Here is a 13,361-nt window from a genome sequence, read left to right on the forward strand (position 1 = left end):
CCATGTCGCGAATCGAGGCGGGCAGCTTGCGATGGGGCATGGCGGTTCCGCGTTCAGAACCCGAGGACGCTGCAGTAAAACGGACCGTATCTCGTGCAATATCGCGCTCCATGAACCCACAGACGTTCTGTTCATCGACAACATCACTCAGGCACAAGTAATGGCTTAGCGTGGCCTGCGGGTCGAAATCGACGACCAGCACGCGATACCCGTCCAGCGCGGCGGCATGCGCGAAATGCAGCGCCACGGTCGATTTCCCCGCACCGCCCGTGAAATTGGCAATCGCGGCACGAAATGCCCGTTTGCCGGCCGGGCGGGGCGGCATGAGCGAGCGTTTTCCGATGCGCACCCGGCGACGCAGTTCATTGATCTCGTCCAGGCTGAACCAGCGCTGGCGGCCATCCTCTTCAACTTCCCCGAGGGGAAGGTTCGGGTCGGCGGCCAGCTTGCCGCGAAAGGTGGACTGATTGATGCAAAAGATCAGTTCAGCCACCTCCCAGCTTGAAAACCGGCGCAGGGTCTTTTCATGTTCGGGGCTGAAGGTCTGGCGGCGGATCCAGCCCTGCATCTTCAGCGATTGCGCCTGAAGGCGGGCAAGGTCTTCGTGGGTATACATGTGATGCCTGTATTTCCAAGGACGTTGATTACTGCTGTTTCCGCTTTTACGCCGGATTTGCGCTTTTGACAAAACCGAAGTTTACTGATCGCGAAAATTTCGCAAAGCCCGCCTTCGTTGCGCGAATCGGGTCTGCTGCGCGCGTTGCTGGCCCGCGCGTTGCGCACAACAAACAGGGGACACGCAGCGCCCCGCCACAGCCAATAGGGGGACATTTGCGGCCTATTGGGGGTCACGCTGCGCGTCCCCCAATACCAATGATACCGATTTTTCATTCGTGATCGGTTTGGAACAAGACGCAACGGACTAAATCGCTTGACAGAATCGGGATTCAGGACGCTAATGCTGGCATGATGGCGAAATACGTTGCGGATGGCGAAAAGACCGTCCCGTCGCCCGAGGCAGAATTCAAGGACAGCCGGGTTTTTCCGGCAGGCAGGACAGCGATGCAGGTAATGCGGCCCGTCGGTCGAGAGGCGGCGGCAAAGAAATATGACATTCTGTCGGCAATGATGGCCCATGCGCTGGCGGGCGACCAGAACCTTCAACGGCTGGTCCTGAGACTTATGGCGGTGATCACCACCCGCTACAACTGGCAGCGGAACGAGCTGACCATGGGCCAGCGAGAGATCGCGCGCCTGTGGTGTGTCGATGAACGGACGGTCAAGCGCGATATGGCGCGGCTGCGCAATCTTGGCTGGATCGAGGTCAAGCGGCAGGGCGCGCGGGGCAGGGTCTCGGTTCTGGGGCTGGGGCTTGAACGGATCATGCTGGATACACGCGCTGAATGGGAACATATCGGCAGCGATTTCGTGGCACGGGTTGGCGGGGCCGGCCTGCCTGCTGCGGATCACGACCCGAAGGTCGTTCCCTTCCGCAGGATTGCCGTGCCTGCGGGCGAGGGGGTCTGGGCGGTGGCGCGCGACCGGCTTGCCGCCGAAGATCCCGCGATGTTCGATGCCTGGTTCGCCGGGCTTGCCGATTGCGGGGTCGAGCAGGGCTGTCTGCGGCTGATGGCTTCGTCCCGGTTTCATGCCACCTATATCCGCACCCATATGTTGGCGCGGGTCACGACGGCGGTGCGGCGGGCCGATCCGTCAGTTACGCAGGTCCGCATCGAGGCTGGCGGATAGGGGAGGGGCAATCTTATCGCGACTCTTGACGCGATGCGGGGGCCAACATTAGGATTTCATCATGAATTTGCCCGTTGCCCCCATCACCCTGTCCAAATCCGAAGAAGAGGCCCTGTCAGAGCTTTATCGCCGTGGCACGCCTGAAAACACGTTGCGGGCGTGGGAACGCGATCTGGTCTATATTACCGCCTGGAAGGCTGCGGCCTTTGACGCGCCATTGCTGTGGCCCGAACAGGAATCGGTCGCGCTGCGCTTTATCCTTGATCACGCCGCTGACCTGACCAGCGCCGAAGGCACCCCTGCGCGCGACGTTGCCGATGCGCTGATCGCGGCGGGGATCAGGCGCAGTCTGGAATGCCCTTCGCCCGCGACGCTGGACCGGCGCATCGCCTCGTGGCGGGCGTTTCACCGCATGAAGAATCTGACCAGCCCCTTCGACGCGCCGCTGATCCGTCAGGCGCGGGGCAGGGCGCGGCGTGCGGCGGCCCGGCCCCGCGCCCGAAAATCCGAACATCCGATCACCCGCGACGTGCTGGAGGCAATGCTGAAGACCTGTGATCACAGCCATCGCGGCATGCGCGATCGGGCGGCCTTGATGCTGGGCTGGGGCTCTGGCGGGCGGCGGAGGTCCGAAATCGTCGGGCTGAACCGTGACGATATAGATGACCGGGAATTTGGTGATACCGGCATCCTGCGTATCCGGCTGCTGACGACCAAGACCACCGGCAGGGACAATGCGCCGCGCCTGCCGCTGAAGGGGCGCGCGGCGCGGGCGGTGATGGCCTGGATCGCGGCCGCGCGGATCAAGGATGGCCCGCTGTTCCGTCCGGTCAGTCTGGCCGACCGCCCGCTGCCACGGCGTCTGACGCCGGACGGGTTTCGCACCATCGTGCGGCACCGGCTGGAACTGGCGGGCTATCCCGGCGACTTTGCCAGCCCGCACGGTCTGCGCTCGGGCTTTTTGACGCAGGCGGCGCTGGATGGTGCGCCACTGCCCGCCGCGATGCAGTTATCGTTGCACCGAAACGCCAATCAGGCCCAGCAATATTACGCCGATGTCGAGATCACCGAAAACCCGGCGACGAACCTGCTGGGTGACTGACGGCGGGGCACGGGGGTCGTGCCGCCCTAGCCAAACGGATGGTCATGGACTAGTTTCCGGCTGATTCCCTCGGGTCCGCAGTCGGGGATGACATTGTTTGACGTGACGGGTTCATCAGAAAATTCGGGGTAATGCTCTGACACAGGCGCGCGCAGAGGACGATCCGGAAGCCGCGCAACTGGTGCAGCGGCACGAGGGCGATCTGCTGTGCCTTGACGGCGCACTGGTCATCTGGACCCTTCCGCAGTTGTCGGGCAGCGATGGTGCGCGGCTGGATCTGTCGGGGTTGCAGCTACTGGATACCTCGGGCGCGTGGTATCTGGCCCGCCGCCGTCAGGCAGGCACCGCGCTTGAGGGGCTTTCCGATGCGCATGCCGCACTGGTCGAAACCGTCAGCGCCTCGATGGCCCCGCCCGAACCCGCGCCCGCCCGCCAGTCCGGCTGGAAGCATGCGTTGGAACTGACCGGTCGCCGTGTCGTGACTGCGATCACATTCTATCGCGAACTGACCGAGTACCTTGGCCGCTTTCTTGCTGCCTTGCTGCGCGCGATCCGGCATCCCTCGGAATTTCGCATGACCTCGCTTGTGCATCACTGTCAGGAAACCGGGCTGCGCGCGGTTCCGGTGGTGATGATCATGTCCTTCCTGATCGGCGTGGTGCTTGCCTTTCAGGGCGCGATGCAATTGCAGCGTTTCGGGGCCGAGATTTTCGTGGTGGACCTGATCGCCATTTCGATCCTGCGCGAACTGGGCATCCTGCTGACCGCGATCATCGTGGCGGGGCGCACGGCTTCGGCGCTGACGGCCTCTATCGGGTCGATGAAGATGCGCGAAGAGGTGGACGCCATGCGCACGCTGGGGATGGATCCCGATCTGGTTCTGGTGCTGCCGCGCATTCTGGCGCTGGTGGTGACGCTGCCGATCCTTGGACTGCTGGCCGACTTTGCCGGTCTGGTCGGCGGTGGGCTGATGGCCTGGATCGAGCTTGGAATCTCGCCGCGGCTGTTTCTGACACGGCTGGCCGATACCGGGGCAGGGACGGTCGCGGTCGGGCTGGTCAAGGCCCCGGTTTTTGCCGTGATTATCGGCGTGATTGGCTGCCATGCGGGCATGCATGTCGGCAAGGACGCGGAATCGCTTGGCCGGATGACCTCGACCGCAGTTGTGAATGCGATCTTCGCGGTGATCATCGCCGATGCGCTGTTCTCGATCTTTTTCCTGGAGGTCGGCTGGTGAACGGCGACACCCTGATCGAGGTGCGTGGATTGCGCAACCAGTTCGGCGATCACGTCGTCCATGACCAGCTTGATCTGGACATCCGGCGTGGCGAGATTCTGGGCGTGGTCGGCGGGTCGGGCACCGGCAAGTCGGTCCTTTTGCGCAGCATCGTCGGACTGATCCGTCCCCGCGCCGGGGAAATCCGGGTGTTCGGCAAAGAGATCAGCCATCTCAGCGGCCCCGAACGCGAGGCGGTCGAGCGCCGCTGGGGGGTGATGTTTCAGGATGGCGCGCTGTTTTCCGCCCTGACCGTGCGCGAGAATGTCGAGGTGCCGCTGCGCGCCGTGCCCGACCTGCCCGATGCCGAACGGCAGGAACTGGCCCGGCTGAAGGTCGCCATGGCGGGGCTGCCCGAAAATGCGAATGACAAATACCCCTCGGATCTGTCGGGCGGCATGCGCAAGAGGGCAGGGCTGGCGCGCGCGCTGGCGCTGGATCCCGAAATCGTGTTTCTGGACGAACCCACTGCCGGGCTGGACCCCATCGGCGCGGATGCCTTTGACCGGCTGATCGTGGGCCTGCGCAACGCGCTGAACCTGTCGGTGTTTCTGGTCACGCATGATCTGGACACGCTGAATGCCTGTTGCGACCGGATCGCGGTACTGGCGGAAAAGCGCGTGCTGGCCACGGGAACCATAGAAGAACTGCGCCGGTTGGATCATCCTTGGGTGCATGAATATTTTCACGGTCCGCGCGCACATGCCGCCATGACAGCCCATCGCAAGGACAATTAGTTTATGGAAACCAGGGCAAATTACGTGTTGATCGGGGCCTTTACCCTTGCCGGGTTTCTCGGAATCCTGGGCTTTCTGATGTGGTTCGCCCGGCTGGAGGTGAACCGCCAGTTCGATTATTACGACGTCTATTTCAACGAGGTGTCGGGCCTGTCCGTATCTTCGCAGGTGTCCTTTGCCGGGCTTGGCGTCGGCAAGGTCGTGGATCTGCGGCTGTCTCACGACGAACAGGGGGTCGTCCGCGTGCGGCTGGAACTGACGCAAGGCACCCCGGTGCGCAGTGATTCGCGGGCCTCGGTCGATACCTCGGCCGTCACCGGCATCTCGACCGTGCTGATCACGCCGGGCAGCCAGTCCTCGCCGCTGCTGACCGAGATCACGACCGAAGGCGACCCGGTGATCCAGTCCAGCCAGTCGCCCCTGCAAACCCTTGGTCAAGAGGCGCCCGAACTGCTGGCCCGCCTGAACCTGATGGCCGAGCGGCTGAATCACATGCTGGGCGATGACAATCAGGCCCGTGTCGCGAATATCCTGAAAAATGTGGACAATGCGTCGTCCAATCTGGACGCCACCCTTGCCGATCTGTCCCGTGCCACCGATGCCGTGGCCTCGGCGGCGACGGATTTCGCAGAATTCGGCAAGCGGCTGGATGCGATCAGCGGCTCGGCCGAGACCGCGCTGAACAGCTTTGCCGGGGCCTCGGATGAGGCGCAAAAGACGCTTGCGACGGTTAACGGCTATGTGGCGCAGGATCTGACCCCGCTGACGCAGGATCTGCGGCAGACATCGGCGGGCCTGCGGACCGAGGCGGAACGCCTGGGCGGCAAGGCCGGGGTCAGTCTGGGCAAGCTGGACACCACGCTGGACAGCGCCACCGCCACACTAGAAGCCGGGCATCAGGCGATCGGCGAACTGGGTCCGGTTTTCGCCGAATTGCGCGATACGCTGGCCAGGGCCAGTGCCACGCTGGCCAGTCTGCCCGACGACCTGCCGCAAATCACCGCCGGGTTCCGCGACGCCGCGACCTCGGCCGCCGCTGCCTTTGACGACCTGCGCGACATTCTTGCCCGGTCGCGCGCCCCGGTCGAGGCTTTCACCCGCGAGGGGCTGCCACAATATACGCGGCTTGGGCAGGATCTGCGCGGCCTGACCGGCAATATCAGCCAGCTTGTCACCCGCCTGAAACGCGACCCCGCCCAGATCCTGCGCGGGCCGCCCACCCCGGAATTTCGACGCTGAGGACCGATGATGATGACACCACGCCTTGCCGTATTCCCGCTTGCCCTGTCTTTGCTGCTGCCCGGCTGCTCGGTTCTCTCTGCGCTGGAGGGGGAACCGAACCGCGATGTCTTTGAACTGCGCGCGCCGCCGGGGGGCGGGCAATGCGGGCGGGGCAGGGTGGCCGAACTGGTGGTCGAAACGCCCAAGGCGCGCGGCACGCTGGACACGGCGCGGATCATGGTCCGCCCCTCGGCGCTGCAGACCGAATACCTGCCCGATGCCATCTGGGGCGATCCGGTGCCGGTCATGCTGCAGGGCCTGCTGGTCGAGGCGCTGCAACGCTATGACGTCTTTACCCATGTCGGGCGCGAACCGCTTGGCCTTGGGGGCGACTACGCCCTGATCAGCGAGATCTACGATTTCAACGCCGAAGTCGGCGGTGACACGGATGGCAAGGGCGCGCTGATCCGCCTGTCCGTCGATGCCCAGCTTGTCGACGAGCTGAGCGCAACTGTGATCCGCCGCGGAAATTTCCGCACCACCGCACAGGCCGCCAGCACCCGGACTGCCGATCTGGTTCCCGCCTTCGATGCGGCGGCGCAGGAACTGATCGCCCAGATGACCGCCTGGGCGCTTGGCGGCGTGGGTGCCAACGCCGAACGCTGCCGCTGATCTGTGGACAGTCGCCGGGCGGGCGGACAGGGGGGGGCGGGCCGCAGCATGCCATGTTTCGACGGGGCAACGCCGGCCAACATCCTGACGCTCGGCCGCAGGCTTTTGCAGGGGGTCCGGGGGGCGCACAGCTCCCCCGGCCATCGCGGGACGCAAATCATCCGGCGGCGGTGTTACACCAACGGTCCCCGGAATTGACCCGCGCCTGCCGACCCAACGCCCGGTCAGAACAGCCCCAGTCCCGACACCGCCTTGTTCACCGCTTGGGCAAACAGTTGCAATGCCGGATCGTCGGGGGTGCCGACGCGGTTCATCAGGCCGACAGGGCCCTCGGTCAGGTCGGTCGCAACGGGCAGGCGGACCAGACGGCCATCGGCGACCTCGCGCGCGACCACGCCGGCCGAGATGATCCAGACCGCATCGCTGCCCGGCAGGAAAGCGCGGCCGAAGGCACCCGAGACGGTTTCGATCCGGCGCGGCGGGCGGGGGATGCCTTCGGCCATCAGCAGGCGTTCCACGAAGGGGCGGATCGCCGCCCAGGGCGGGGGATAGAGGACGCGCCATTCACCGATGCGCCGCAAGTCCGGGTCGGCCAGGATTGGATGGCCCGGGCGAACAACGACCGCGACCTCCTCCAGATAAAGCTGGGTGAAACTCAGCCCACGCATCGTTTCGGGCGCGCCCATGCGCCCGATCACGACGTCCAGATCACCGGCCCGCAGCATTGCCGTCAGTTGCGCATGCGAGCCGTCGGCGATGGTCAGCCGCATCTCGGGGGCCAGCCCGGCAAGCCGGGCGACCGCCTCGGGCATCAGCCGCGCCGCGACCGAGGGCAGGGCACCCACGCGCAGCTGCATCGCGCCCTCGCGCCCGGCCTCGTCGATGCCCGCAAGCCCGTGTTCCAGCGCCGACAGGCTGGCCGCCGCAAAGCCATGGAAAAACTCGCCCTGCGGGGTCAGCGAAACGCCTGCCCGGTTGCGAATCAGCAATTCCGCGCCGACGATATCTTCCAGTTCGGCCAGCGTGCGCGAGATGGCCGGCTGGGTCAGGAAAAGGCGTTCGGCGGCGCGTTTCATGCTGCCCTGCCGGACGATCTCGGTCAGGGCCTGAAGATGGCGGATCTTGATGCGGCGGTCCATGATTGCCCAAATCGCTAAGTATAAAGTCGATTATCTCATTTTACTTCGCGATTTCCACATGCAATATTCGCTTCAAGTTGAGGAGGATCTCATGCGAACACAAGTCGTCATTATCGGCGGTGGCCCGTCAGGGCTGTTGTTGGGCCAGCTTCTGCACAAGCGCGGCATCGAGGCCATCGTGCTGGAGCGCAAGACAAGGGACTATGTCCTGGGTCGCATCCGTGCGGGCGTACTGGAAACCGGTCTGGTGGCGCTGATGGAAGAGGCGGGCGTTGCGGGCCGTCTGCATGCCGAGGGTTTCGAACATGACGGCACGCAGGTCGCGTTCAACGGCGACATGTTTCATATAGATTTCAAGAAACTGACCGGCAAGCCGGTGGTGGTCTATGGCCAGACCGAGGTGACGCAGGATCTGTACGATGCCCGCGCCGCGGTGGGCGCGCGCACCGAATTTAATGTCGATCACGTCACCATCCACGACGCCGATACCGACAAGCCCTTTGTGACCTATACCCAGGAGGGCAAGGATTTCCGCATCGACTGCGATTTCGTTGCCGGTTGCGACGGGTTCCATGGCATCAGCCGTCAGACCATCCCCCTGACAGTGCGGCGCGAATATGAAAAGACCTATCCCTTTGGCTGGCTGGGGATTCTGTCCCGCACGCCTCCGGTCAGCGAGGAACTGATCTATGCCAATTCGGACCGGGGCTTTGCCCTGTGTTCGATGCGGAACGAGAATTTGTCGCGTTATTACATCCAGTGCGCGCTGTCCGATCACCCCGAGGACTGGACCGACGCTGCCTTTTGGGAAGAACTGAAGCGCCGGGTTCCCGCCGATGTCGCCGACAGGCTTGTCACTGGCGAATCGATCGAAAAATCCATCGCGCCCCTGCGGTCTTTCGTGACCGAGCCGATGCGGTGGGGCCGGTTGTTCCTGTGTGGCGACGCCGCCCATATCGTGCCGCCAACCGGGGCCAAGGGGTTGAACACCGCAGCCAGCGATGTGCATTATCTTTATCACGGGCTGCGCCAGTATTACGAGGACAAGGACAGCAACGGTATCGACAGCTATTCCGAAAGGGCGCTGCTGCGCATCTGGAAGGCCGAACGCTTTAGCTGGTGGTTCAGCGGGCTTTTGCACCGTTACCCGGATCAAAGCCCGTTCGACCTGAAGATGCAGCAGGCCGATATCAGCTTTCTGCGCGATAACGAGGCGCAGCAAAGGGCCTTTGCGGAAAACTATGTCGGGTTGCCGTACTGATGTTGACAGTTCAGGTAAACGGGGCCGATCTGCATTATGCGGATCAGGGGCCGGCAAATGGTCCGGCGGTGGTTTTTTCGAACTCGCTTGGAACGGATTTCCGGCTGTGGGATGCGTTGTTGCCGCATCTGCCCACGGGTTTGCGGATCGTCCGCTATGACAAGCGCGGGCACGGGCTGTCGCAGGAAACGCCCGGCCCCTATGGCATTGACCAGCTTGCCGATGACGCGGCGGGGCTGATCCGGCATCTGGGGCTGCGCGACGTGGTTTTCGTGGGCCTGTCCATCGGCGGGCTGATCGGGCAATCGCTGGCCCTGCGCCATGGCGATCTGCTGAAGGGGCTGGTGATTTCCAACAGCGCCGCAAGGATCGGCGAGGCGCAGATGTGGAACGACCGGATTGCCGCGATCCGTGCAAACGGTCTGGTCAGCATCGGTTCAGCCACGATGGAACGCTGGTTCTCGCCCGCCTTCCGTCAGGCGGGCAAGGCCGCGCCCTGGCAGCGAATGCTGGAACGGCAGCCGCAGGACGGTTACGTTGCCTGCTGTCAGGCCATCGCCGCCGCCGACCTGCGCGATGCCGCCCCGTCGCTGCGCCTGCCGGTGCATCTGATCGCGGGCTCGGCCGATGGCGCGACTCCGCCTGACATCGTGCAGGCCACGGCCGATCTGATCCCCGGTGCAAAGCTCAGCCTGATCGACGGGGCAGGGCATCTGCCCTGCGTCGAAGCCGCAGGGGAATATGCCGCAATCGTCAATGGTTTTCTGAAAGAGGTGGGCCATGTCTGATCGTTATGCCCGTGGCATGCAGGTCCGACGCGAGGTTCTGGGCGATGCTCATGTGGACCGGGCCGAGGCCGCCAAGTCCGATCTGGACCTGCCCTTTCAGGATCTGATCACCAATTCGGCCTGGGGCACCGTCTGGGCCGGCGACGGCATCAGCCGCCGCGAAAGATCGATGATCACGCTGGCCCTGCTGGCCGCGACCAAGAATTTCGAGGAAATCCCGATGCATATCCGCGCCACCGTGCGCACCGGGGCCTCGCGTCAGGACGTGCTTGAGGCGTTCCAGCATGTCGCCATCTATGCCGGCGTTCCCTGCGCAAACCACGCGCTGAAGCTGGCGAAACAGACCTACGCAGAAATGGACGCGCAACATCCTGCCAAGGAGGGTAGCCAATGACACCAGCCGAATATTACCAGCGGGACCGGCGCCTGCATCCGCCCGCGCTGACCCCCGATTACAAGACATCGGTGGCCCGCAGCCCGCGCTTTTCGCTGATTTCCTTGCAAAATTCCGTCAGCGAGATTACCGGCCCGGTTTTCGGCCATAACGACATTGATCCGATCGACAACGATCTGATCAAGAACTATGCCAAGGAAGGCGACCCCGTGGGCGAGCGGATCATCGTCCATGGCCGCGTGCTGGACGAGAATGCCCGCCCGGTGCCGAACACTCTGGTCGAGATCTGGCAGGCCAATGCCGGCGGTCGTTATCGCCACAAGAAGGACACCTATCTGGCCCCCATTGATCCGAATTTCGGCGGTTGCGGGCGGACGATGACGGATGAGAACGGTTATTACTTTTTCCGCACGATCAAGCCGGGCGCCTATCCATGGCGCAACTGGGTCAACAACTGGCGGCCCGCGCATATCCATGTGTCGGTTTTCGGCTCGGGTTTTGTCCAGCGGCTGATCACGCAGCTTTATTTCGAGGGCGACCCGCTGATCCCGTTCTGCCCCATCGTCAAGACGATTCCCGACGCCGACGCTGTCGAGCAATTGATTGCGAAACTGGACCTGAACGCGACGATCCCGCTGGATTCCATCGCCTATAAATTCGACATTGTCCTGAGGGGCCGCCGCTCGACCCTGTTCGAGAACCGGCTGGAGGGGAACTGAGATGCCACAGACGCTGAACTATCTTCGCGAAACTGCCTCGCAGACCGCTGGTCCCTATGTCCATATCGGCCTTGCGCCGGGGGCCGCAGGCTTTGACATCTATCGTCAGGAACTTGGTTGGGACATCGCCGGGCCGAACGCTGCGGGCGAACGGATCCGGGTCGAGGGGCTGGTGATCGACGGCACCGGCAGCCCGGTCAAGGACGTGCTGCTTGAGGTCTGGCAGGCCAATGCCGACGGCCATTATGCCCATCCCGAAGGCGGCGGACCGGTCGAGGACGGGTTTCGCGGCTGGGGCCGGGTGATCACCAATTTCGAGACCGGCGAATGGGGGTTCGACACCGTCAAGCCGGGCAAGGTCATGCCGCGCCGCAAGCTGCAATCCGGCGTCTCGGCCAAGGTTGCCGTGCAGCCCGACTGGGAAGGCCGCGCGAACGAGGCGCATGCCCCTATGGCCCCGCATCTGAACCTGTGGGTCGTCGCGCGCGGCATCAATCTAGGCCTGAACACCCGGATGTATTTCGACGACGAGGCCGAGGCGAATGCCGTCGATCCGGTGCTGAACATGATCGAATGGGAAAACCGCCGCGCCACCCTGATCGGCAGACGGACCGAACGCGACGGCAAGACCGTCTATCGCTTTGACATCCGTTTGCAGGGCGACGGCGAAACCGTCTTTTTCGACATCTGAGGGCAAGCCATGACACAACCCTGCATCATCTGCGTGGCGATCACCGGATCCCTGCCGACCAAGGACAACAACCCGGCGGTTCCGATCACCATCGCGGAACAGATCGAATCCACGCAAGAGGCCTTTGAGGCCGGCGCATCCATCGCGCATTGCCATGTGCGCGATGATGAGGGCAAGCCGACCTCGGACCCTGAGCGCTTCGCGGCGCTGAAGGAGGGGCTGGAAAAGCATTGCCCCGGCATGATCGTGCAGCTTTCGACGGGCGGACGCTCGGGTGCGGGGAATGCGAGGGGCGGCATGCTGCCCCTTGCGCCGGACATGGCCAGCCTGTCGGTCGGGTCGAACAATTTCCCGACCCGGGTTTACGAAAATCCGCCGGACCTGGTGGAGTGGCTGGCATCCGAGATGCTGAAATACGATGTGAAGCCGGAAATCGAGGCATTCGACCTTTCCCACATCCTGCTGGCGGCGGCGATGCACAAGGCGGGAAAGATCAAGGATACACCTTACGTGCAGTTCGTCATGGGCGTGAAGAACGCCATGCCGGTCGACCGCGACGTGTTCGATTACTATCACCACACCGAGAAGCGGCTGTTCGGTAAGGATGCCGCATGGTGCGCGGCCGGGATCGGGCCGAATCAGATCGTGCTGAACGAATGGGCGATCTCCTCGGGTGGCCATGCCCGCACCGGGCTGGAGGATAACGTCCGTCTCGACAAGGACCGGCTGGCCCCCTCGAACGCGGCCCTGGTGAAGCGTGCGGTCGAGCTTTGTGAAAAATACGAGCGCCCGGTCGCGAGCTTCGTGCAGGCGCGCCAGATGCTCGGGCTTCGGGCTGCCTGATGGCCTCTGCCCTGTTCGCGAGACTTCTGGGCGACGCCGAAATGGCGGCGCTGATGGGCGACGAGGCGGCGCTTTCGGCCATGCTGAGGGCCGAGGCGGCGCTGTCGCGCGCGCAGGGCAGGCTGGGGATCATCCCGAAGGATGCGGCGGCAGCGATTGCGAAAGCCGCCGAAACCCTGAGGCCGGAGCCTGAGGGGCTGGCGGCAGGCGTGGCCCGCGCCGGTATCGCCGCGCAGCCGGTAATCGGCGCGCTGAAGACGGCGGCAGGCGATCATGCGGCCTGGGTGCATTTCGGCGCGACCTCTCAGGATATTGTCGATACCGGGCTGATGATCCAGCTGTCGCAGGCGCTGGCGCTTCTGCGCTCGCGTTTGTCGGGGCTTGCCGACCTGTTGGCCGCGAAAGCCCGCGAATATGCCGATCTGCCAATCCCCGCGCATACCCGCTTCCAGATTGCCGCGCCGACAACGCTTGGTGCCAAGATTGCCATCTGGCGCGCGCCGCTGAGTCGCCAGTTGCAGCGGCTGGACGAATTGCTGCCGCGCCTGCTGAATGTCTCGCTTTACGGGGCCGCGGGGACATCGGCGGCGCTCGGCCCGCAGCATGGCAAGGACCGCCGCCTCGTCGCCCATCAGGGCCGTCATCTCGGCATCGCCGAGAAGGCGCGCGAACAGGCCAGAAACCATCAGGCCGCCCGCAGGCCCAGCATCTGCCGCGCCTGCGCGAAGCTGGCCACCGGGCGCTGGTATTTCTCGCACAGCGCGACCGC

The 13,361-nt window shown here is 64.1% G+C and carries 15 protein-coding genes; 13 read left to right on the forward strand and 2 right to left on the reverse strand.

The features are described from left to right. The coding region (locus ACK5L9_RS22280) for an AAA family ATPase (protein WP_416913650.1) at positions 1–616 on the reverse strand (616 nt) is incomplete at its 3' end. A 350-nt stretch (positions 617–966) separates the two neighbouring features. Here ACK5L9_RS22280 and ACK5L9_RS22285 point away from each other — a divergent pair. From ACK5L9_RS22285 to ACK5L9_RS22310, 6 genes are all read left to right on the forward strand, one after another. After that, positions 967–1,749, forward strand: coding sequence for a hypothetical protein (locus tag ACK5L9_RS22285; protein ID WP_416913651.1), 783 nt, complete (start codon positions 967–969; stop codon positions 1,747–1,749). Positions 1,750–1,810: 61 nt separating this feature from the next. Next, entirely contained in the window at positions 1,811–2,851 is a 1,041-nt protein-coding gene (locus ACK5L9_RS22290) for a tyrosine-type recombinase/integrase (RefSeq protein ID WP_416913652.1), read from the forward strand. A gap of 181 nt (positions 2,852–3,032) precedes the next feature. Further along, a complete protein-coding gene (locus ACK5L9_RS22295; RefSeq protein ID WP_416913653.1) occupies positions 3,033–4,088 on the forward strand; it encodes an MlaE family ABC transporter permease in 1,056 nt (351 codons plus the stop codon). Further along, positions 4,085–4,864 (forward strand): ABC transporter ATP-binding protein, encoded by a 780-nt coding sequence (locus tag ACK5L9_RS22300; protein ID WP_416913654.1) that lies wholly within the window; start codon positions 4,085–4,087, stop codon positions 4,862–4,864. Before ACK5L9_RS22295 ends, ACK5L9_RS22300 begins: the two co-directional genes overlap by 4 nt. Positions 4,865–4,867: 3 nt before the next feature. Beyond that, positions 4,868–6,103 carry an MlaD family protein gene (locus ACK5L9_RS22305; protein WP_416913655.1) on the forward strand — a complete coding sequence of 412 codons (1,236 nt, stop codon included), beginning with the start codon at positions 4,868–4,870 and terminating at the stop codon, positions 6,101–6,103. A gap of 6 nt (positions 6,104–6,109) precedes the next feature. Further along, entirely contained in the window at positions 6,110–6,757 is a 648-nt protein-coding gene (locus ACK5L9_RS22310) for an ABC-type transport auxiliary lipoprotein family protein (RefSeq protein WP_416913656.1), read from the forward strand. Between the two features lie 224 nt (positions 6,758–6,981). On the opposite strand, the gene pcaQ is transcribed toward ACK5L9_RS22310, so the two are convergent. Continuing rightward, positions 6,982–7,896, reverse strand: a complete 915-nt coding sequence (gene pcaQ / locus ACK5L9_RS22315) for a pca operon transcription factor PcaQ (RefSeq protein WP_416913657.1) — start codon at positions 7,894–7,896, stop codon at positions 6,982–6,984. A gap of 91 nt (positions 7,897–7,987) precedes the next feature. Between pcaQ and pobA the strand changes: the two genes are divergently transcribed. From pobA to ACK5L9_RS22350, 7 genes are all read left to right on the forward strand, one after another. Next, positions 7,988–9,157 carry a 4-hydroxybenzoate 3-monooxygenase gene (pobA, locus tag ACK5L9_RS22320; RefSeq protein WP_416913658.1) on the forward strand — a complete coding sequence of 390 codons (1,170 nt, stop codon included), beginning with the start codon at positions 7,988–7,990 and terminating at the stop codon, positions 9,155–9,157. After that, entirely contained in the window at positions 9,157–9,945 is a 789-nt protein-coding gene (gene pcaD / locus ACK5L9_RS22325; RefSeq protein WP_416913659.1) for a 3-oxoadipate enol-lactonase, read from the forward strand. Before pobA ends, pcaD begins: the two co-directional genes overlap by 1 nt. Beyond that, positions 9,938–10,339: a 4-carboxymuconolactone decarboxylase gene (gene pcaC / locus ACK5L9_RS22330; RefSeq protein WP_416913660.1), complete on the forward strand. Its 402-nt coding sequence runs from the start codon at positions 9,938–9,940 to the stop codon at positions 10,337–10,339. The genes pcaD and pcaC overlap by 8 nt, the downstream gene beginning before the upstream one ends. Further along, a complete protein-coding gene (pcaH, locus tag ACK5L9_RS22335; protein WP_416913661.1) occupies positions 10,336–11,058 on the forward strand; it encodes a protocatechuate 3,4-dioxygenase subunit beta in 723 nt (240 codons plus the stop codon). Before pcaC ends, pcaH begins: the two co-directional genes overlap by 4 nt. Position 11,059: 1 nt before the next feature. After that, positions 11,060–11,749 carry a protocatechuate 3,4-dioxygenase subunit alpha gene (locus ACK5L9_RS22340; RefSeq protein WP_416913662.1) on the forward strand — a complete coding sequence of 230 codons (690 nt, stop codon included), beginning with the start codon at positions 11,060–11,062 and terminating at the stop codon, positions 11,747–11,749. A 9-nt stretch (positions 11,750–11,758) separates the two neighbouring features. After that, entirely contained in the window at positions 11,759–12,592 is an 834-nt protein-coding gene (locus ACK5L9_RS22345; protein ID WP_416913663.1) for a 3-keto-5-aminohexanoate cleavage protein, read from the forward strand. Beyond that, positions 12,592–13,361 (forward strand): lyase family protein (locus tag ACK5L9_RS22350; protein WP_416913664.1); only part of this gene is annotated, 770 nt, incomplete at its 3' end. The genes ACK5L9_RS22345 and ACK5L9_RS22350, both read left to right, overlap by 1 nt.

Source organism: Paracoccus sp. (in: a-proteobacteria) (genome assembly GCF_047973135.1).
Classification (GTDB): domain Bacteria; phylum Pseudomonadota; class Alphaproteobacteria; order Rhodobacterales; family Rhodobacteraceae; genus Paracoccus.